Origin of the sequence: Rhodococcus jostii NBRC 16295 (genome assembly GCF_001894825.1) — a bacterium.
GTDB classification, from domain to species: Bacteria; Actinomycetota; Actinomycetes; order Mycobacteriales; family Mycobacteriaceae; genus Rhodococcus_F; species Rhodococcus_F jostii.
The window spans coordinates 220,602-239,765 of record NZ_BCWY01000005.1; the positions used below are offsets into that span (position 1 = coordinate 220,602).

Here is a 19,164-nt window from a genome sequence, read left to right on the forward strand (position 1 = left end):
TTGGCGCATTGTCTCGTACCGTGAAGGAAGAGCGCTGATCCGCTCACCAATTCATCAGGCCGCGCGCCCAAATTCATTGGCGCACTTCGTCGCGGTCGCTCAGGAGAGGAACGAACGTCCCATGGGATCTTTGGAAGGTCGAGTAGCAGTCATCACCGGCGGCGGTCGCGGGCTCGGACGTGAGCACGCCCTGCTGTTCGCCGCCGAGGGCGCCAAGGTCGTCGTCAACGATCTCGGTGGCAGCGCCGAGGGCGGCGGTTCGGATGTTTCCGCAGCTCAGTCCGTCGTCGACGAGATCACAGCGCTCGGCGGCGAGGCCGTCGCCAACGGCGACAGCGTCACCGACTGGGAAGGCGCTCGTCGCCTGATCGCCACCGCGATCGACACGTTCGGTGACCTCCACATCCTCGTCAACAACGCCGGCATCCTGCGCGACCGACTGCTCGTCAACATGAGCGAGGACGAGTTCGACTCCGTGATCAACGTTCACCTCAAGGGCACCTTCGCGGTGACCCGGCATGCTGCGGAGTACTGGCGTGCCGAGGCGAAGAAGGGCGTCGAAATCGACCGGTCGCTGATCAACACCTCCTCCGGTTCCGGCCTGCACGGCAATCCCGGCCAGACGAACTACGGGGCCGCCAAGGCCGGCATCGCGGCGATGACCCAGATCGCGTCGAAGGAACTCGAGCGCTACCACGTGCGCGCCAACTGCATTGCACCCGTTGCTCGTACGCGCCTCACCGAAGCGACCCCCGGGCTCGGTCAGGTGATGACCGAAACCATCGGCAGCGATTTCGATTCGTGGCATCCCGCGAACATCTCGCCGCTCGTCGCGCTCCTTGCCTCCGAGAAGTGCGAATTCACCGGGCACGCGTTCCGGGTGATGGGCGGCGAGGTCGGCCTGTACCAGGGCTGGACCGTCGTCGATCAGGTCGAGAGCGACAGCCGGTGGACCGTCGAAGGTCTTGCCGCGGCGACCAAGCACATGCCGGCGAAAGCCGAGAGCAAGGTCTCCGGCAAGCATGCGGAGAAGGCCAAGGCGAACCGGGGCGAATGACATGACCGACAACACCGCTCCCGCATTCGAGGTGCGGGTCGAGCACGGCAAGATCCGTGAGTTCGCGCGAGCCGCGATGTCTACCGACCCGGCCTACCAGGGCGCCGATCCCGTGATCCCGCCGACCTTCCTCACGACAGCCGGTTTCTTCTGGCAGACCGCTGAATCGAAGGCCGCTGCCGTGCACGGACTCGATCCGCAGCGGACCCTGCACGCCGAACAGGAATACATCTTCCACGGCGAACCGCCCCGCGCCGGGCAGGTTCTCACCGCCACCGCGCGGATCGCCGACCGGTTCGAGAAGGAAGGCCGCCGCGGCGGCAGCCTGACGTTCGTCAAGGTCGTCACGGAATTCCGGGACGCCGACGGCACCCTCGTCGCGGAACAGCGCTCGACCGCTGTCCAGACCGCTCACGCACCGAAGGAGGAGTCCTGATGACCACGACCGAATCCACGCGCACGACTGTCGTCGGCGACAAGGCCCCGGAGCAGACGTTCGGACCGATCAGCATCACCGACATCGTCCGCTATGCAGGTGCGTCGGGTGACTTCAACCCGCTTCATCACGACGACGCCGCAGCACGCAAGGCCGGATTCGACGGAATCTTCTCCATCGGCATGTTCCAGGCCGCGCTGCTCGGCACGTTCGCCGCGGAATGGCTGGGCGCCGCGAACGTGCGCCGATTCACCACGCGCTTCCAGGAGCAGGTGTGGCCGGGCGACGTGCTCGTGTGCAACGGCGAGGTCACCGCGGTGCGTCCCGGTGACGGCGGGTCCGTCGTCGAGGTGGCCCTGACGTGTGCACGGCAAGGAGCCGGTGTCGCGATCGCGGGATCCGCCGAGTTCTGGCTCCCCGCCTGACGTAGACGTTTCGACAATCCCGACCGAGCGCCGTGGGCGTGGGCGGATTCACAAGGAGTTGCCATGAGTACATCACCCATCGGTGTCACCGGATACGGTGTGCACCTTCCTGTCTGGCGCGTTCAGCGTAAAGACATCGGTTCTGCCCTCGGCGCCTCGGGTGGGCGCGGGACCCGGGCGGTGGCCGGCTACGACGAGGACTCGACGTCGATGGGCGTCGAGGCCGGACTCCCCGCCCTGGCCGGAGCAGCCGCTCCCGCCGGTCTCGTCTTCGCGACCGCCACACCGGCGTACGCAGACAAGACCAACGCCGCGATCGTCCACGCCGCACTCGCTCTCGACCAGTCGGTCCCCGCGTGGGACTTCGCGGGCGCCTCACGGTCGGGAATGGGTGCGCTCTCCGCGGCGGCCGATGCCGCCGCGGCCGGACGTCCCACGCTCGCCGTGCTGTCGGACATCCGGACCGGACTTCCCGGTTCCGCCGAGGAGCGTGACGGTGGTGACGGCGCTTCGGCCGTCCTCTTCGGCTCGGGCGACGGCGTCGTCGCCGAACTGATCGGTCGCGGATCGGCGTCGGCCGAGTTCCTCGACCGCTGGCGGGTGCCCGGCGAGACGGCGAGCAAGGTCTGGGAGGAGCGGTTCGCGGAGGGCATCTACCGCGAACTGGCACTCGATGCGGTCGATGCCGCGCTGAAGGACGCGGGCCTCACCCGAGCGGATCTCGACCGCGTGGGCGTCGCCGGTCTGCATCGCCGGGCCGTCGGCGTCGTCACGAAGACGCTCGCCGCGGATGCCGCGGTGATCGACGACCTCGCCTCCGCCGTCGGCGCGACCGGCACCGCGCAGCCCGGCATCCTCCTCGCCTCGGCGCTGGACGACGCCGCACCCGGCGAGACCATTCTGATCGTCCAGCTCGGGGACGGCGCCGACGCAGTGGTGCTGCGCACGACGGCCGCGTTGGCGACCTACCGGGACGCTCGCACGAGTCCGGGCGTGACCGAACAGATCGGCTACGGCCGAACCATCGGCTACCAGCGGTTCCTCACGTGGCGCGGATTCCTCCGCCGGGAGACGCCGCGCCGCCCCGACCCGGACCGGCCCGCGGCACCACCGTCGTCCCGCAACTCGCAGTGGAAGTTCGGCCTGGCCGGATCCCGGTGCACCGAGTGCGGTACCCGGCACATGCCCGCCATCCGGGTGTGCCGATCCTGCAAAGCGGTGGACCGGATGGAGCGCGAACGGATCGCCGGCGAGCGCGGCACCATCGCGACCTACCAGGCGGACCTCCTCGCCTACACCCTGAGCCCGCCGCTCATCGGTGCCGCGATCGACTTCGACGGTGGCGGCCGGCTGATGTGCGAGATCACCGACGCCGACGCGGCCGCACTGAAGATCGGTGACCCGGTCGAGATGACGTTCCGCCGCTTCTACACCACGTCGGACGGCGTCCACAACTACTTCTGGAAGGCACGACCCGCCCGCGGTGCCGTCGCCGCCACCAAGGAGGCATGATCATGGCAACACACGGCATTCGCGACAAGGTCGCCATCGTCGGGATGGGCTGCACGCCCTTCGGCGAACACTGGGACAAGAGCGCCGAAGACCTCCTCGTCGACGCCAATCAGGAAGCCCTTGCCAGCGCGGGCCTCACCCAGGACGACGTCGATGCGTACTGGCTCGGCACGATGGCCTCCGGATTCTCGGGACAGCTGCTCTCGCGCACTCTGAAGCTGAACTACAAGCCCGTCACCCGAGTCGAGAACTTCTGCGCCACAGGCTCCGAAGCGTTCCGCAACGCGTGCTACGCCGTGGCCTCCGGCGCCGTGGACGTCGCGATGGCGATCGGTGTGGAAAAGCTCAAGGACTCCGGTTACTCCGGGCTGACGTCCGCCGCGCCGCCGCACGACGGCACCTCCGTGGCGATCACCGCGCCTGCCGCGTTCGGTCTCCTCGCACCGGCGTACGCCAACATGACCGGCATCGACGACGAGCAGCTCAAGGACGTCATCACCCGGATCGCGTGGAAGAACCACTACAACGGTGCACGCAACGAGCGTGCGCAGTTCCGCAAGGAACTGTCGATGGACGCGATTCGCAACAGCCCCAAGGTGTCCGGGATGCTCGGCGTCATGGACTGCTCCGGTGTGTCGGACGGTTCCGCGGCCGCGATCGTCGTCCGCGCCGAGGATGCTTACAAGTACACCGACAAGCCGATCTTCGTGAAGGCGCTGTCGATGGTGGCCGGTCCCGGTGACGGTCCGATGGACCCGACGTTCGACTACACCTCGATCCGCGAGGTCGTGAAGTGTGCCGAGAACGCCTACGCCGAGGCCGGCGTGAAGGATCCGCGCAACGAGTTCGCGCTCGCGGAGGTCCACGACTGCTTCACCCCGACGGAACTCGTGCTCATGGAGGACCTCGGGTTCAGCGAGAAGGGGAAGGCCTGGCGCGACGTGCTCGACGGAAAGTTCGATCTACAGGGCGAATTGCCGGTCAACCCCGACGGCGGGCTGACGAGCTTCGGCCACCCGATCGGCGCCTCCGGGCTGCGGATGCTGTTCGAGTGCTGGCTGCAGCTGCGCCAGGAGGCGCCGGCGGAGCGTCAGATCGCGAGCATCGCCAGCGGCGAGCGCACGCTCGGCCTCACCCACAACCTCGGTGGACGGCCCGGCGACTGCGTGAGCTTCATCTCCGTCGTCGGCACCGAGCCCGCCGCCTGAACACCCTTCTTCCCGACTCTGGAGAACCATCATGGAACGCACAATCTTCGAACAGGATCACGACGACTTCCGGGCCACGATCCGCAAGTTTCTCGAAACCGAGGTCGCCCCCAACGTACCGGCGTGGGAGGAGGCGGGAATCCTGCCCAAGGACATCTATCTCCGGTTCGGCGACCTCGGACTGGCCGGTCTGAACGTCCCGGAAGAGTACGGCGGCGGTGGCGTGTCCGACTTCCGGTTCAACGCGGTGGTCATCGAGGAGACCGCGCTCACGCTGTCGACCCTCGGCGGGCTCGGCCTGCACACCAACGTCGCCACGCCGTACTACCTGCACTGCGCGAACGAGGAGCAGAAGAAGCGGTGGCTCCCCGACATCGCGGCCGGCCGGAAGATGTGCTCGATCGCGATGACCGAGCCGGGCGCCGGATCGGACCTGTCCGGCATCAAGACCACGGCCGTGCGTGAGGGTGACGACTGGATCCTCAACGGCGCCAAGACGTTCATCACCGGCGGGATCAACGCCGATCTGGTGATCGTGGCGTGCCGCACCTCCAAGAGCGACGATCGTCGCGGCGGGCTGAGTCTGCTCGTGGTGGAGGAAGGGATGCCCGGTTTCACCAAGGGCCGCAAGCTCGACAAGCTGGGCTGCCGCTCGACCGACACCGCGGAACTGTCCTTCGAGGACGTTCGTGTTCCGCATGCGAACATGCTCGGCGAGGAGGGCAAGGGCTTCAGCTACCTGACGTTCAACCTGGTGCAGGAGCGGCTCACTCAGTCGGTGTCGGCGGTGGCGACGGCGCAGGCCGCACTGAACCTGGCCATCAGCTACGTGAAGGAGCGCAAAGTCTTCGGTCAGACCGTCGCCTCGTTCCAGAACACCAAGTTCGTCCTCTCCGATTGCGCTGCCGAGATCGAGGCCGGGCAGGCACTGGTGGACAAGGCGATGCTCGCGTACAACGACGACACGTTGTCCGTCGCCGACGTCGCCAAGGTCAAGCTGTTCGTCACCGAGATGGCGGGTCGCGTCGTGGACAAGTGCCTGCAGATGCACGGTGGCTACGGGTACATGCTCGAGTACCCCATCGCGCGGTTGTACGCCGACATCCGACTGGCCCGGATCGCTGCCGGGTCGAGCGAGATCATGAAGACCGTCATCGCCAAGTCCCTCGCACTGTAGGAGTGAAGTCATGAGTACAGCGTTCGAGTTGGAGTCGGCAGTGCTGCCCGCCGAGACCGACGAGCTCCGACGCGAGGTCCGCGAGTTCCTCGCCGGCGAACTCGCGAGCGGCTCCTTCACCCCGGTGGCAGACAGCTGGGTCGTCAGCTCCGACCGCCGGTTCACTCGGAAGCTCGGTGCTCGCGGCTGGCTCGGGATGACCGTGCCTGAAGTCTATGGCGGCCAAGGTCGTACCGCACTCGAGCGCTTCGTCGTCATCGAGGAACTGCTCGCGGCAGGCGCGCCGGTCGGTGCCCACTGGGTGGCCGACCGGCAGGCCGCTCCGGGACTGCTGAACTTCGGCACCGAGGAGCAGAAGCATCGCTACCTTCCCGGCATCGCGACGGGCGAATGCGTCTTCGCGATCGGGATGAGCGAGCCGGACAGCGGTTCGGATCTGGCGTCCGTGCGGACGCGTGCCACCCGCACCGACGGCGGCTGGCTCGTCGAGGGCACCAAGATCTGGACCACCGGTGCGCACCTCGCCAACGTCATCCTGACGTTGGTGCGCACCGGACCGGCCGGTGAGAGCAGGCACGAGGGCCTGTCGCAGTTGCTGATTCCGTTGCCGGACGACGGGGTCGAAATCCGCCCGATCTACTCGCTGAGCGGAGATCACCACTTCAACCAGGTCATGTTCTCGGGTGTCTTCGTCCCGGACTCGGCCGTGCTCGGTGAGGTGGGACAGGGCTGGCGGCAGGTGACGAGCGAGCTGTCGTACGAGCGGAGCGGCCCCGAGCGGATTCTCAGCACGATGCCGTTGTTGCGGCTTCTCGCCCAGCGCGACGCGATCGATCCCGTCACGTTGGGGCGGCTCGTCTCGCGGGCCTGGTCGCTGCGGGAGGCTTCGATCGCCGTCGCCACGTCGCTGAGCAAGGGGGAGGCGCCGAACACCGAGGCGGCTCTGGTGAAGGACCTGGGCACCCGATTCGAGCGCGAGGTGATCGAGGCGGCCCGCGGCACCGGTGTCGAGCCTGACTTCGGATCGGATGATCCGCTGTCCCGGATGCTGGCGCACATCATTGCGAGTTCACCCACGGCAACTCTGCGGGGTGGCACCAACGAAATTCTTCGCGGCGTCGTCGCACGGGCGATGGGAGTGAGATGAACAGCGAACTGAAGTTGCTCGCGGACACCACCGACAAGTTGTTCGGTGAGTGGAACGACCTCGCCGATGCGTGGCGGACGCTGGAGGAGACAGGTCTGACCCGGATCGGTATCTCCGAGGACCTCGGCGGCAGCGGCGGCGACGCCGAACAGGCCGCGGCGGTGCTGCGCTCGGCGGCGTACCACGGTGTGGCCGCGCCGATCGCCGAAACCCTGTGGCTTGCAGGGCCCCTGTTAGCCGCCGCACGACTGCCGATCCCCGACGGACCGCTGACGGCCGCAACCGCGGATCTGCGCGAATTGCATTGCCGTCCCACCGACGACGGTCGCGGCTGGGAACTCGACGGCACGGTGCGTCGGGTGCCGTGGGCGCGGGAGGCGACGCGGATCGTGCTCGTCATCGGCGACCGAATCTGCAGTCTCGACCCGCAGGTGTGCACGATCGTTCCCGGTGCCAATCTCGCCGGCGAACCCCGGGACGACCTCCGGTTCGAGGCCGTCCGGGTGGATGCCGACGACGTCGTCACGCTGCCGGCTCCGGTGGACCTGCGCTCCCGGGCCGCCCTGGCGCGCACCGTCCAGATCGGCGGCGCCGCGCAACGGGCACTCGACCACAGCCTGCGCTACGCAGGTGAGCGGGTGCAGTTCGGCCGACCGATCGGCGCCTTCCAGGCTGTGCAGCAGTATCTTTCGCAGATCGCCGGCGAGGTGGTGATCGCGGAACTGAGCGCCCACAGTGCCGTCCGGGCGTCCGCGTCCGCCGGGGACGCATCGTCCGCCATCGTCGCGGCGCGGGTGAATGCCTGCCGGGCAGCAGGCGTCGTGGCCGAACTCGCACACCAGATCCACGGTGCGATCGGAACGACGCAGGAACATGCGCTGCGTCTGTCGACGCTGCGACTCTGGTCGTGGCGGGAGGAGTACGGAAACGAGTCCGTGTGGGCGAGGCGCCTGGGGGAGAGGGCCGCTGCCCTCGACGACCCGTGGCATCTCGTGACGAGCATGCACACGGTGTGATCACCTCAGGGCAGCTGCCAGAACATCGAGGCTGCCGTCACGGCGCTGACGGCGACGGCAGCCGAGACCGAGAGGAGTTGCCGGTGCGTGGCACCGGCAACGCTCTCGCGCAGCACTCGGCCCCGCACTGCGCTCGCCCACAGCAGAAGTACCGTCGTGACCAGTGCGGCGAGCAGCGCGGGCACCGTCGAGGCGTCTGCGCCGCCGTCGGCGGCCCGGTGGACGAGCACGGCCGAGACACAGAAAGCTGCCAAAGTGGTTCGGCGCCATGCGAGTGCGGTTCTCTCGGCCTGCAGGCCGCTGTCGGAGCCGGCGGTCACGAGAACAGCATCGTGGCAACGGCGAGCACGGCGATGACGCCGACCCCGACGCAGAGAACGGGAACGAGAGCGGGGCGTGGGAGCGGGCGAGTGCGGCGCATCGCCGATTGCACGGTGCGCCAGTGCTGGTATGCCCCGACCGCCAGGACGAACGCGAGCGCGACGCAGGCCGTCCCCAGTGCGAGGTGAGCGAACTCGATACGTGACGACTCGACGAGTTCGTGTACGGCGACCCCGCCCGCGAGCAACCCCAGCGACGTCCGGATCCACGCCAGGAAGGTGCGTTCGTTCGCGAGCGTGAACCGGTAGTCGGGTTCGGTGTCGGCGGCCGACTCCGGTACCTCGGATTCCGTCGCCGTCACGGGACGGAGACCCGGGCCGTGGACGGGGCTTCGAGGACGGCGACGCACGTGTCGACGAGGTCGGACACGATCGCTTCCGTCTGCCCCTCGGTGCGCTCGTGCTTCTCCCAACGTGCGAGGGTGACGAGGCTGAGATTGATGATGCTGACGACACGCCAGCCCGCCACGTCGTGCGGAGCCCTCGCCAGACCGACGATGAGGTCGCGCACCCGGCGGAAACTCTCGGCGCTGAGGTGCTTCTGGACGAACTCGGCGAGCGCGGGGTCGTTCGTGACCTGAACGAGGAACCGTGCGTACATGCTGTCGGGCCGGCCGAGGGTAGCGGCGGCCAGTGGGCGGATGAGCGCCTCGATCGCCTGCCGGGCGGTGGGTGGTGTCCCGAGTGCGGTGAGGTCGTTCAGCAGTGCCTGCCTGCGCTCGTTGACCGGCGACATCCTCGCCTCGACGACGGCGTCGATCAGACCCTCGCGCGATCCGAAGTGGTATTTGGCGGCGGACTTGTTCGCCTGCCCGGCAGCGTCCTGCACGTCCTTGAGCGTCAACGCCGTCATTCCGCGTTCCGCGACGATGCGTTCCGCGGCGTCGATCATTGCCTGACGTGAATTCTTGGCCACACCCACGAGGTTAAGGCCGTGTCCTTATTTGTGTCAACGTGCGGTGCGTCTAGCCTCTTAGTCGACGTTTACATTATTCGTGGCGAAGAGGTGCACATGTCCAGCCCGAAGGTTGCGGTCCGTCGTCGGCCGAAGGATCGCAAGGAGCAGATCCTCGAGGCGGCGCGCACGCTGATCGTCGAACGGGGGTATCGGAACGTCTCGATGGCGCAGATCGCGGAGGAGGTCGGGATCACCGCCGGCGCGCTGTATCGGCACTTCTCGAACAAGGCGGTGCTGCTCGGTGCGGTGATCGGCTCGAGTTTCGACGACGTCACCCCCGCGGTCGTCGCCGACGAGTCCCTCGCGGACGTCGTGGCGGAAAGCTGCACGTACATCGTGGGGCGCCGGGATGTGGGGGCCTTGTGGTGGCGCGAGGCGCGCAACCTGCCGGAGGAGATGCGCGACGAACTCCGGGACCGCCTGCGGGCGATCAACCGGCGGCATGCCGATCTTATCCGGTGTCAACGACCGGACCTGGAGGAATCGAGCGCCGAGGTGCTTGCGTGGGGAGTGCAGTCGATCCTCGCGTCCCCCGGATTCCACTCGTCCAAGCTTCCGCTGCCGGAGTTCGCGGCCCTGCTGACGCAGGCGTGTCTGGCGGTGTGCGCCGCCGAGGTGTCGCCGCCGCGCCCGATGCCGGAGCGCCGCCCGTCCCGCCTGATGCCGGTGTCCAAGCGGGAGGCCTTGCTCGGGCACGCCGTCGAGCTGTTCGGCGAAAACGGATACGAAGCAACCGGTTTGGATGAGATCGGCGCCTCGGCCGGGGTCACCGGCCCCAATCTGTACAGCTACTTCGAGAGCAAGGCAGACATCCTCCAGGCGGCTATCGAACGCGGGACGAGCGCCCTCTGGCTGCTGCTGCATTCGGTGTTGCGGGAGAACGATGATCCGCGCCGCGCGCTGGTGGCTCTGGTCGGCGGCTACGTCCGGTTGACGGTGGACAAGACGATCCTCACCTCGCTGCTTCTGGCCGAACAGGCCTCGCTGACGGACGTCGTACGCGCCCGTCAGCGTGAATATGTCGCGGAGTGGACGGCTCTGCTCCGGGCGAGCCGGCCGCGCCTGGACGAGACGTCGGCGCGGATCCTCGTGCACACGGCCCTGGGGCTGATCCACGTCATGCCGCGGATCGAACATCTGCAGGCCAATGCGTCCTTCTCGGTCGATCTCACCGCGATGGCCACCGCGGTGCTGCTCTCCGACTGACGTCGGCAGCGGACCGATCGGGAATCCCCCTTCCCAAAGAAGTGAATATTGGTTAAGGTGATGCCAATCACTCCGATCTGAGAGGATGGCAATGACCACCGATGTTCACGTAGCCGGCGTAGGGATGATTCCCTTCACCAAGCCGGGTAAAAGTGCAAGTTATGCCGAGATGGGCGAGGCGGCCGCGCGAGCGGCGCTCTCGGATGCGGGCCTCGGCTATGCCTCTGTGCAGCAGGCGTATGTCGGCTATGTATACGGTGATTCAACTTCGGGGCAGGCGGCGCTGTACGGGCTCGGGCAGACGGGCATCCCGATCGTCAACGTCAACAACAACTGCTCGACGGGATCGTCGGCGCTGTGGCTCGCCCGCCAGGCGGTCGCGAGCGGCACCGTCGACTGCGCCCTGGCGCTGGGCTTCGAGCAGATGGTGCCGGGCGCGCTGGGCTCGGTGTTCTCCGATCGTCCGGGCCCGATGGTGCGGTTCGAGGAGGTACGCGACGAAGTGCAGGGCCTCGACCCGCAGTCCCCGATGGCGGCGCAGTTCTTCGGTGGCGGCGGCCAGGCGTATGTGGACGAGTTCGGTATCGACCCGGCGATCTTCGCCGAGATCTCGGTGAAGGCTCGCAAGCATGCCGCGAACAATCCCAACGCCGTGTTCCGCGACCTGGTCACGGTCGAGGAGGTGCTCGCGTCCCCGAAGATCTTCGGGCCGCTCACCCGGTTGCAGTGCTGTCCGCCCACGTGTGGTGCCGCGGCAGCCGTGGTCTGCACCCCGGAGTTCGCGAAGAAGCACGGGCTGAACGCCGACGTCGTGATCCGCGCGCAGAGCCTGACCACCGACACCCCGAGCACGTTCGACGCCAAGGACATGCGCAAGGTCATCGGCTACGACATGGCCGCGGCCGCAGCGAACAACGTGTACGAGGCAGCGGGCATCGGCCCGGAGGACATCCGCGTCGTCGAACTCCACGACTGCTTCACCACCAACGAGTTCCTCACCTACGAGTCGCTGGGTCTCACCCCCGTCGGCACGGCGGAGAAGTTCATCCGCGACGGCGACAACACGTACGGCGGACGCGTCGTCACCAACCCGTCGGGCGGCCTGCTGTCCAAGGGGCATCCGCTGGGCGCGACCGGGCTCGCGCAGTGCGCGGAACTCGTGTGGCAACTGCGCGGCCAGGCCGGCGCCCGGCAGGTCGAGGGCGTCGAGCTGGCGCTGCAGCACAACCTCGGACTCGGCGGTGCCTGCGTCGTCACCCTGTATCAGAAGGTGGACGCGCGATGAGCCTCGACCGGTCCGTCGTCGGACGGCAATTCGCTTCCGTCTCGCTACTGGTCAGCCGCAGCCGGCTGCAGAATTTCGCGAAAGCCACCGGCCAACTCGACCCGGTGTACACCGACGTCGACGCCGCGAAGCAGGCCGGTCACCGCGACCTGCCGGTGCCGCCGACGTTCATGTTCGGTATCGAACTCGAGGCCCCGAACCCGTTCGCGTTCCTCGACGACCTCGGCGTGGATCTGCGCACCGTCCTGCACGGCGAGCAGCAGTTCGACTATCACCGGATGGCCCACGCCGGTGACGAACTGACCGCCACGAGCCGGATCACCGACATCTACGAGAAGAAGGGTGGACTGCTGGAGTTCCTCGTCCGGGAGACCACCGTCACCAACCAGGACGGTGCCACCGTCGCGGTGATGCGCGGCGTCACCGTCGTCCAGAACCGGCCGGGAAAGGATGCGTCATGACCGCCTTCGCCCCCGAGGTCGGTGCCGACGTGCAGCCTCTGCGCATCGACCCCATCTCCCGCACCACTCTTGCCCTGTTCGCGGGCGCCTCGGGTGACCGCAACCCGATCCACATCGACCTGGATGTCGCCAGGAGCGCCGGACTGGACGACGTGTTCGCGCACGGCATGCTGTCGATGGCCTACCTCGGCCGCCTGCTCACCGATCTCGTTCCGCAGCAGCAACTTCGCTCCTACAAGGTGCGGTTCGCGTCGATCACGCCCGTGCACGGGCAGCCCACCTGCACCGGAACCGTCACCGCCGTCGACGAGGTGGGCGGCGAACGCCTCGCGACCGTCGAACTGACGGTCGCGCTCGCCGACGGCACCGTCACGCTGCTCGGTGACGCCGTCATCGCGCTCGACTGACCACGAACATCTCACTCACGCAAGGACTACCGAATCATCATGGGAAAGCTCGAAGGAAAGACCGCGATCGTCAGCGGATCCGGACGCGGCATCGGACGCTCCATCGCACTCACGCTCGCGCGTGAAGGCGCCAACGTCGTCGTCAACGACCTCGACGCCGCGCCTGCGCAAGCAGTGGTCGACGAGATCACCGCGGCTGGTGGCAGCGCTGTCATCTGCGCGGGCAATGTCACCGCCCCCGACTTCGGCGAGCGTTTCGTCGGCACCGCGACCGGCGAGTTCGGTGGTCTCGACATCATCATCAACAATGCCGGCTATACCTGGGACACCGTCATCCAGAAGATGGGCGACGATCAGTGGGACGCGATCCTCGACGTCCACCTCAAGGCGCCGTTCCGGATTCTGCGCGCCGCGCAACCGGTGATCAGCAAGGCCGCCAAGGCGGAGAGGGACGCCGGCACGCCGGTGCACCGCAAGGTCGTCAACATCTCCTCGATCGCCGGCCTCTACGGCAACGCCGGTCAGGTCAACTACTCGTCCGCGAAGTCGGGGATCGTCGGCATGACCCGCACCCTCGCCAAGGAGTGGGGCCGCTACAACGTCAACGTCAACGCCGTCGCGTTCGGGTTCATCGAAACCCGGCTGACCGAGGTCGCCGCCGACGGTGACGCCACCATCGACATCGAGGGCCGCGAGATCAAGGTCGGGGTGAATCCGCACCTGCTCGCCGCGATGAAGGCGATGATTCCGCTCGGCCGCCCCGGTACCCCGGACGAGGCTGCCGGCTCGGTCGTGATGCTGACCTACCCCGAATCCGATTACGTCAGTGGCCAGATCATGGTCACCGGCGGCGGCTACGAAGGATAGGACGACACAGATGCCTTCCACCACCTACACCTCGTCCTGGCACGATTCCGACACCATCGCTCTGGGCGAGCTTGCCGACAAGTTCTTCGCCCGAGAGGTCACCCCACACCGCGAGAAGTTCGAGCAGCAGCACCACGTCGACCGGGAGGTCTGGACCAAGGCCGGTGAGCTCGGTCTGCTGTGCTGTTCCATCCCGGAGGAATACGGCGGTGGCGGCGGTACCATCGCCCACGACCTCGCCCTCCTCGAAGCGCAGACCCGCGCCCTGGACACCGGGTTCGGCAATATGGTCCACAGCGGGATCGTGGCGCACTACATCCTGGCCTACGGCACCGAGGAACAGCGTCACCGCTGGCTTCCGAAAATGGCGACCGGCGACATGATCGCCGCGGTCGCGATGACCGAACCCGGCGGCGGTTCGGACCTGAAGAACATCAAGACCACCGCCTTGCGTGACGGTGACCACTACGTGATCAACGGTGCCAAGACGTTCATCTCCAACGGCGCGATGGCCGACCTCGTCGTGGTGGTCGCCAAAACCGATCCGACGGCCGGCGCGAAGGGGATCTCCCTCGTCGTGGTCGAGACCGCCGACTGCCCCGGATTCACCCGCGGGCGAATCCTCGACAAGGTCGGCCAGCCGACCGCCGACACCTCCGAACTGTCCTTCGAGGACATGCGGGTGCCCGTCTCGAACCTCCTCGGTGGCGAAGAGGGCCGCGGATTCGGCCAGCTGATGACGCAACTCGGGCAGGAGCGGCTACTGATCGGCGTCACCGCGGTGGCGACGATGGAGGTCGCCGTCGCCGAGACCGTCGCCTACACCAAGTCGCGCAACGCCTTCGGCCAGTCCATCTTCGACTTCCAGAACACCAAGTTCGTCCTCGCGGAATGTGAGACCGTGACCCACGCCGCGCGGGTGTTCATCGATTCGTGCATCGAGCGGCACCTGGCCGGCAACCTCGACACCACGACGGCCGCGATGGCGAAGTGGTGGCTCACCGAGCAGCAGTGCCAGGTCGTCGACCGGTGTGTCCAGCTCTTCGGCGGCTACGGATACATGCGCGAATACCCCATCGCACGCATGTACGAGGACGCCCGGGTCCAGAAGATCTACGGCGGATCCAACGAGATCATGAAAGACCTCATCGCGCGGGCCCTCTGAGTCCGAGGGGCCTGTCCGCTGCGACCGCCGGCAACGGTGAATCCACGACTTCGCTTCATCTAAGGATCGAGAATGTACCTCACTCAATCGCTGCACCGGAACGTGCAGCAGCGTCCCCACGCGGTGGCCACGATCTGCGGGACCCACACCGTCACGTACGCCCAGTCCCTCGACCGGGTCAGCCGGCTGGCAGGGGCTCTGCGCAGCCACGGCGTAACCCGAGGCGACCGGGTCGCTATTCTGTCCCTCAACTCCGACCGCTATTTCGAGACCATTCTCGCGACCGCGTGGGCCGATGCCGTCACCGTCCCCGCGAACACCCGGTGGAGTGTGAAGGAGATCGCGTACTCGCTGAACGACGCGGAGGTGCGGCACCTCCTCCTCGACGACGTGTTCAGCTCCCTCGCGGACGAACTCCGATCCGCCTGTCCGCAATTGGACGTGGTCGTGCACTGCGGAGACGGCCCCACGCCGGCGGGGATGCTCTCGTACGAGACGTTGATCGCCGAGACGGGCGCGATTCCCGACGCACACCGGGGTGGCGGCTCGCTCGCCGGCATCTTCTACACAGGTGGCACCACCGGGTTCCCGAAGGGCGTGATGCTCAGCCACCGGAATCTGCTGACATCGGCTGCCGGCTGCGCCGCGACCGGTGCCTGGTCGCCGGAAGGCCGAGTTCTGCACGCCGCCCCGATGTTCCACCTCGCGGACCTGGGTTCGATGATCGCGCACCTTCTGCTGGGTGGCACCCACGTCATGATCCCGGCGTTCGATCCGATTGCGACCCTCACCGCGATCGTCGAACACCGGATCTCCGACAGCCTGCTGGTCCCCACGATGATCCAGATGGTCGCCGACCACCCGCGGCTGGCCGAGTTCGACACGTCGAGCCTGCGGAACGTCATGTACGGGGCGTCGCCGATCTCGGAGGCGTTGCTCGGCCGGGCTCGCGCGGCCTTCCCGTCCGCGTCGTTCGCCCAGGGCTACGGCATGACCGAACTGGCCCCGGTGGCAACGATTCTCGAAGACAAGCACCATGACGACCCCGTGCGTCGTCGATCCGCGGGCCGGGCGGCGCCGCACGCCCTCGTGGAAATCGTCGATCCCGACGGCAACGAGGTGCCCCGCGGCACCGTCGGCGAGATCGTCGTCAGCGGCGAGCACGTGATGCTCGCGTACTGGAACAAGCCCGCCGAAACCGCGGACGCGATCCGTGACGGGTGGATGCACACCGGTGACGGCGGTTACATGGACGACGAGGGTTTCGTCTTCGTCGCAGACCGCATCAAGGACATGATCATCTCCGGCGGCGAGAACGTGTACTCCATCGAGGTCGAGAACGTCGTCGCGAAGCATCCGGCGGTGACCCAGTGCGCCGTGATCGCCGTGCCGGACGACCAGTGGGGCGAACGGGTGCACGCGGTCGTCAGCCTGGCCCCGGGCGCCACGCTGACGCTCGAGGAACTGCGCGAGCACAGCAAGAAAGAGATCGCCGGCTACAAGGTTCCCCGGAGCCTCGCGATCGTCGACTCGTTCCCCCTCTCCGCCGCCGGGAAGATCCTCAAGCGCGACCTCCGCAAGCAGTACGCGTGAGCGTTGTTCGCATACCAACGAATTCAGAAGGAACGACACCATGACCGACATGTACATCCGCCGCGAAGACCCGGCGCCCGGCGTGGCACGCATCGTGCTGGCCCGGCCGGAAGCCCGCAACGCCCAGAACCCGGCACTGCTGTACCAACTCGATGCCGCACTCGCCGAGGCGACCGCGGACAACGACGTGAAGGTGATCGTCCTCGCCGCGGACGGCCCGGACTTCTCGTCCGGCCACGACCTGAAGGCCGGGTTCGACCTGCCGTGCGCCCCGGTGGCGACGATGCAGGCCGGCCTCGGCGCGGAGGGTGCTGAGGGGCATTACGCGTTCGAGTGCGAGGCCTTCCTCGGACTGTGCAAGCGGTGGCGTGACATCCCGAAGCCCACCATCGCGCAGGCGCAGGGCCGGACGATTGCCGGGGGCCTGATGCTGCTGTGGCCGATGGACATCATCGTGGCGTCGGAGGAGGCTACGTTCTCCGACCCGGTCACCGCGTTCGGCGTCAACGGTGTCGAATACTTCACCCACGCCTGGGAACTCGGCGCGCGGAAGGCGAAGGAAATCCTCTACACCGGCCGGGCGTGGACTGCCACCGAGGCTCGCGAGGTGGGGATGGTCAATCACGTGGTCGATGCCGCGGTGCTGGAGGACTTCACCACCCGGCTCGCCGTCACCATCGCCGCACGCCCCGAGTTCGGGCTGCGGCTCGCGAAGGAGAGCGTCAACCGGAGTCTGGACGCCCAGGGACAGTCGACCGCGATGGATTCGGCCATCGCCCTCCACAACCTGGGCCACGCCAACAATCTCGCCCGGTACGGGCAGATCCTGAACCCGAACGGCGCCGACGTCATCCGCGCCGCCGCCCGGAACGTGCCCGTCTCGTGACAGGTCCACTCGACGGCCTCCGCGTAGTCGAACTGGCCGGCATCGGCCCCGGATCCCACGCCTGCATGCTCCTCGCCGACCTCGGTGCCGACGTCGTCCGCGTCGAGCGCCGTGCCGCGGCCGGGGCGCCGGGCATCGGCATCGAACGCGACGCCACGCTCCGCGGCCGGCACACGGTCGAGGCCGACCTGAAGAACGACGACGATCGCGCGTCGCTGCTCGAGTTGATCGACCACGCCGACGTGCTCGTCGAGGGGTTCCGTCCCGGTGTCACGGAGAGGCTCGGCCTCGGGCCGGACCACTGCCTGTCCCGCAACCAGGCACTGATCTACGCGCGCATGACCGGGTGGGGCCAGGATGGGCCGCTCGCCGACCGTGCGGGTCACGACATCAACTACATCTCGCTCACCGGCATCCTCGACAACATCGGCCGCACCGGCGAACGTCCGGTGCCGCCGCTGACCCTGGTCGGCGACTTCGGGGGCGGTTCGATGTTCCTCGTCGTCGGTGTGCTCGCCGCCCTCTGGGAGCGAGAACGGTCGGGGCTGGGGCAGGTCGTCGACGCCGCGATGGTGGACGGGGTGGGCGTCCTTGCGCAGATGATGTGGTCGATGCGCGGCAACGGCACCTGGAGCACCGGCCGGGGCGAGAATCTGCTCGACGGCTCATACCCCTTCTACGACACCTACGTGTGCGGCGACGGCAGGCACGTGGCGGTCGGCGCGATCGAGCCGCAGTTCTATGCCGAACTGATCGACGGGCTCATGCTGGACCCGAACCGGCTACCGGGCCAGTGGGAGCGCGACCGGTGGACCGAGTTGCGGGCGGAGTTCGAGATCGCATTCAAATCGCGGACCCGCGACGAGTGGGCGCAGGCGTTCGCCGACACCGACGCCTGCGTCACCCCGGTGCTGACGTACGACGAAGCACTGGGCCACCCTCACCTGGTGGCACGGAAGACGTTCGGGTCGATCGGCGCGGTCGACCAGCCGATGCCGGCGCCGCGGTTCTCGCGGACCGCGCCGCCGACGCCGTCCGAGCCCGTCTCGGAGATGGCCGGACTGGTGGGCGCACTGAGCCGTTGGGTGCCGGGCCGGTGAGCGGTCAGTGTGACGACCGCGTTCGACGCCCCAGCGCGGGGACGGCGATGCCGAAGACGAACGCGATGGCGACGCCGAGCACGGTTTCGGAAAGCCGTTCGGTGAAGCGGTATCCGGCCTGTCCGGGATCGGAATACAACAGCAGGACGAACACCAGGAACGTGGTGAACGTCGACGTCACGTACCAGCGACTGCCATGGGTTGCCGCGGCGGCCGCGACGACCGCGAGGACGGCGACGCCGTAGACCCAGGGGGAGGGGGTCGTGCCGACGACGAGCACGGCCGCCGTGCCACCGACGAGCATCGAGGCGACTCGTCCCGCCATGCGGGTGACCTGCGCCTCGGTGTCGGGGCGCATCACGAGCAGTGCTGCGGCGCAAGCCCATCCGACGTGCTCGAGGTCGAGGGCGAACCCGATCGCGGCGGCGGTCGCGCCCGCGGCGCCGAGCCGGACGCCGTACCCGAGGGTGATCGCGGTCCCGGCCTGGGCGGGCGCGTCGGCAGCCCGTTCGGGGAGCGGCAGCGACACGACGTACGCGAACACCGAACCGCCGATCATGAGCAGGGCGAGCCTGATCGCCGTCGCTGGGTCGTCGTAGCTGAGGCCGACTCCGACCAACGGCACCGACAGCGTCGACAAGACCCTGCCGAGGTCTCGCCGTTTCGCGACGGTGGTCTGCGCGAGCGCCGCCGCACCGACCGCGAGGGCGAACACGACCGCGATCGCCAGGAGGGGCGTACCGGCAACGAGTGAGCCCAGCACCATCGGCAGGCCGGTCAGGATCCCGACGAGGACCAGTGCGGCCCGCGCCCGTCGGGTCGGCGGCAGTCCCAGGATCGCCGCGGGCAGCACCCCCACCGCGAGCGCGACACCCGAC

21 protein-coding genes are annotated in these 19,164 nt (G+C 67.8%); 17 read left to right on the forward strand and 4 right to left on the reverse strand.

Annotation, left to right across the window (positions count from 1 at the left end; all coding sequences use genetic code 11):
• The first annotated feature begins 121 nt into the window (after window positions 1-121).
• From RJ1_RS06270 to RJ1_RS06305, 8 genes are all read left to right on the forward strand, one after another.
• Window positions 122-1,057 carry an SDR family oxidoreductase gene (locus RJ1_RS06270; protein ID WP_073359094.1) on the forward strand — a complete coding sequence of 312 codons (936 nt, stop codon included), beginning with the start codon at window positions 122-124 and terminating at the stop codon, window positions 1,055-1,057.
• 1 nt (window position 1,058) lies between these two features.
• Complete coding sequence (locus RJ1_RS06275; protein WP_073359095.1) at window positions 1,059-1,493, forward strand: FAS1-like dehydratase domain-containing protein; 435 nt, start codon at window positions 1,059-1,061, stop codon at window positions 1,491-1,493.
• The gene (locus RJ1_RS06280) at window positions 1,493-1,918 is read left to right on the forward strand and encodes a MaoC/PaaZ C-terminal domain-containing protein (RefSeq protein WP_073359096.1); all 426 of its coding nucleotides are present in this window, start codon (window positions 1,493-1,495) and stop codon (window positions 1,916-1,918) included. The genes RJ1_RS06275 and RJ1_RS06280 overlap by 1 nt, the downstream gene beginning before the upstream one ends.
• Before the next feature lie 63 nt (window positions 1,919-1,981).
• Complete coding sequence (locus tag RJ1_RS06285; protein ID WP_073359097.1) at window positions 1,982-3,430, forward strand: OB-fold domain-containing protein; 1,449 nt, start codon at window positions 1,982-1,984, stop codon at window positions 3,428-3,430.
• A 2-nt stretch (window positions 3,431-3,432) separates the two neighbouring features.
• Complete coding sequence (locus tag RJ1_RS06290) at window positions 3,433-4,638, forward strand: acetyl-CoA acetyltransferase (protein WP_073359132.1); 1,206 nt, start codon at window positions 3,433-3,435, stop codon at window positions 4,636-4,638.
• A gap of 31 nt (window positions 4,639-4,669) precedes the next feature.
• Complete coding sequence (locus RJ1_RS06295) at window positions 4,670-5,815, forward strand: acyl-CoA dehydrogenase family protein (RefSeq protein ID WP_073359098.1); 1,146 nt, start codon at window positions 4,670-4,672, stop codon at window positions 5,813-5,815.
• A 10-nt stretch (window positions 5,816-5,825) separates the two neighbouring features.
• The gene (locus RJ1_RS06300) at window positions 5,826-6,962 is read left to right on the forward strand and encodes an acyl-CoA dehydrogenase family protein (protein ID WP_073359099.1); all 1,137 of its coding nucleotides are present in this window, start codon (window positions 5,826-5,828) and stop codon (window positions 6,960-6,962) included.
• The gene (locus tag RJ1_RS06305; protein WP_073359100.1) at window positions 6,959-7,978 is read left to right on the forward strand and encodes an acyl-CoA dehydrogenase family protein; all 1,020 of its coding nucleotides are present in this window, start codon (window positions 6,959-6,961) and stop codon (window positions 7,976-7,978) included. The genes RJ1_RS06300 and RJ1_RS06305 overlap by 4 nt, the downstream gene beginning before the upstream one ends.
• A 5-nt stretch (window positions 7,979-7,983) precedes the next feature.
• Here RJ1_RS06305 and RJ1_RS06310 read toward each other — a convergent pair whose 3' ends face one another.
• The 3 genes from RJ1_RS06310 to RJ1_RS06320 are packed head-to-tail and all read right to left on the reverse strand — an operon-like array spanning window position 7,984 to window position 9,274.
• A complete protein-coding gene (locus RJ1_RS06310; protein ID WP_073359101.1) occupies window positions 7,984-8,298 on the reverse strand; it encodes a DUF202 domain-containing protein in 315 nt (104 codons plus the stop codon).
• Window positions 8,295-8,660: a YidH family protein gene (locus RJ1_RS06315; RefSeq protein WP_073359102.1), complete on the reverse strand. Its 366-nt coding sequence runs from the start codon at window positions 8,658-8,660 to the stop codon at window positions 8,295-8,297. The genes RJ1_RS06310 and RJ1_RS06315 overlap by 4 nt, the downstream gene beginning before the upstream one ends.
• Window positions 8,657-9,274 (reverse strand): TetR/AcrR family transcriptional regulator, encoded by a 618-nt coding sequence (locus RJ1_RS06320; RefSeq protein ID WP_338049573.1) that lies wholly within the window; start codon window positions 9,272-9,274, stop codon window positions 8,657-8,659. Before RJ1_RS06320 ends, RJ1_RS06315 begins: the two co-directional genes overlap by 4 nt.
• Before the next feature lie 96 nt (window positions 9,275-9,370).
• Here RJ1_RS06320 and RJ1_RS06325 point away from each other — a divergent pair, with 96 nt between their 5' ends.
• The 9 genes from RJ1_RS06325 to RJ1_RS06365 all read left to right on the forward strand — a co-directional run bounded on the left by RJ1_RS06325 (window position 9,371) and on the right by RJ1_RS06365 (window position 18,286).
• Complete coding sequence (locus RJ1_RS06325; protein ID WP_073359103.1) at window positions 9,371-10,522, forward strand: TetR/AcrR family transcriptional regulator; 1,152 nt, start codon at window positions 9,371-9,373, stop codon at window positions 10,520-10,522.
• Window positions 10,523-10,613: 91 nt separating this feature from the next.
• The gene (locus tag RJ1_RS06330) at window positions 10,614-11,807 is read left to right on the forward strand and encodes a lipid-transfer protein (protein WP_073359104.1); all 1,194 of its coding nucleotides are present in this window, start codon (window positions 10,614-10,616) and stop codon (window positions 11,805-11,807) included.
• Window positions 11,804-12,268, forward strand: coding sequence for a MaoC family dehydratase N-terminal domain-containing protein (locus RJ1_RS06335; protein WP_073359105.1), 465 nt, complete (start codon window positions 11,804-11,806; stop codon window positions 12,266-12,268). Before RJ1_RS06330 ends, RJ1_RS06335 begins: the two co-directional genes overlap by 4 nt.
• Entirely contained in the window at window positions 12,265-12,675 is a 411-nt protein-coding gene (locus RJ1_RS06340; protein WP_073359106.1) for a MaoC/PaaZ C-terminal domain-containing protein, read from the forward strand. Before RJ1_RS06335 ends, RJ1_RS06340 begins: the two co-directional genes overlap by 4 nt.
• A 39-nt stretch (window positions 12,676-12,714) precedes the next feature.
• A complete protein-coding gene (locus RJ1_RS06345) occupies window positions 12,715-13,542 on the forward strand; it encodes an SDR family NAD(P)-dependent oxidoreductase (protein WP_073359107.1) in 828 nt (275 codons plus the stop codon).
• A gap of 10 nt (window positions 13,543-13,552) precedes the next feature.
• On the forward strand, window positions 13,553-14,707 hold the full coding sequence (locus tag RJ1_RS06350; protein WP_073359108.1) for an acyl-CoA dehydrogenase family protein: 1,155 nt from the start codon (window positions 13,553-13,555) through the stop codon (window positions 14,705-14,707).
• Between the two features lie 72 nt (window positions 14,708-14,779).
• On the forward strand, window positions 14,780-16,300 hold the full coding sequence (locus RJ1_RS06355) for an acyl-CoA synthetase (protein WP_073359109.1): 1,521 nt from the start codon (window positions 14,780-14,782) through the stop codon (window positions 16,298-16,300).
• Window positions 16,301-16,340: 40 nt separating this feature from the next.
• Complete coding sequence (locus RJ1_RS06360; RefSeq protein WP_073359110.1) at window positions 16,341-17,186, forward strand: enoyl-CoA hydratase; 846 nt, start codon at window positions 16,341-16,343, stop codon at window positions 17,184-17,186.
• A complete protein-coding gene (locus RJ1_RS06365) occupies window positions 17,183-18,286 on the forward strand; it encodes a CaiB/BaiF CoA transferase family protein (RefSeq protein ID WP_073359111.1) in 1,104 nt (367 codons plus the stop codon). The genes RJ1_RS06360 and RJ1_RS06365 overlap by 4 nt, the downstream gene beginning before the upstream one ends.
• A gap of 4 nt (window positions 18,287-18,290) precedes the next feature.
• Here RJ1_RS06365 and RJ1_RS06370 read toward each other — a convergent pair.
• Window positions 18,291-19,164 (reverse strand): FUSC family protein (locus RJ1_RS06370; protein WP_143169548.1); only part of this gene is annotated, 874 nt, incomplete at its 5' end.

Bases quoted from the DNA above. Each gene is read 5' to 3' on its own strand.
- RJ1_RS06360 (WP_073359110.1), top strand. From the start codon at position 16,341: ATGACCGACATGTACATCCGCCGCGAAGACCCGGCGCCCGGCGTGGCA.
- RJ1_RS06275 (WP_073359095.1), top strand. From the start codon at position 1,059: ATGACCGACAACACCGCTCCCGCATTCGAGGTGCGGGTCGAGCACGGC.
- RJ1_RS06305 (WP_073359100.1), top strand. From the start codon at position 6,959: ATGAACAGCGAACTGAAGTTGCTCGCGGACACCACCGACAAGTTGTTC.
- RJ1_RS06295 (WP_073359098.1), top strand. From the start codon at position 4,670: ATGGAACGCACAATCTTCGAACAGGATCACGACGACTTCCGGGCCACG.
- RJ1_RS06325 (WP_073359103.1), top strand. From the start codon at position 9,371: ATGTCCAGCCCGAAGGTTGCGGTCCGTCGTCGGCCGAAGGATCGCAAG.
- RJ1_RS06285 (WP_073359097.1), top strand. From the start codon at position 1,982: ATGAGTACATCACCCATCGGTGTCACCGGATACGGTGTGCACCTTCCT.
- RJ1_RS06335 (WP_073359105.1), top strand. From the start codon at position 11,804: ATGAGCCTCGACCGGTCCGTCGTCGGACGGCAATTCGCTTCCGTCTCG.
- RJ1_RS06355 (WP_073359109.1), top strand. From the start codon at position 14,780: ATGTACCTCACTCAATCGCTGCACCGGAACGTGCAGCAGCGTCCCCAC.
- RJ1_RS06300 (WP_073359099.1), top strand. From the start codon at position 5,826: ATGAGTACAGCGTTCGAGTTGGAGTCGGCAGTGCTGCCCGCCGAGACC.
- RJ1_RS06330 (WP_073359104.1), top strand. From the start codon at position 10,614: ATGACCACCGATGTTCACGTAGCCGGCGTAGGGATGATTCCCTTCACC.
- RJ1_RS06290 (WP_073359132.1), top strand. From the start codon at position 3,433: ATGGCAACACACGGCATTCGCGACAAGGTCGCCATCGTCGGGATGGGC.
- RJ1_RS06345 (WP_073359107.1), top strand. From the start codon at position 12,715: ATGGGAAAGCTCGAAGGAAAGACCGCGATCGTCAGCGGATCCGGACGC.
- RJ1_RS06340 (WP_073359106.1), top strand. From the start codon at position 12,265: ATGACCGCCTTCGCCCCCGAGGTCGGTGCCGACGTGCAGCCTCTGCGC.
- RJ1_RS06350 (WP_073359108.1), top strand. From the start codon at position 13,553: ATGCCTTCCACCACCTACACCTCGTCCTGGCACGATTCCGACACCATC.
- RJ1_RS06280 (WP_073359096.1), top strand. From the start codon at position 1,493: ATGACCACGACCGAATCCACGCGCACGACTGTCGTCGGCGACAAGGCC.
- RJ1_RS06270 (WP_073359094.1), top strand. From the start codon at position 122: ATGGGATCTTTGGAAGGTCGAGTAGCAGTCATCACCGGCGGCGGTCGC.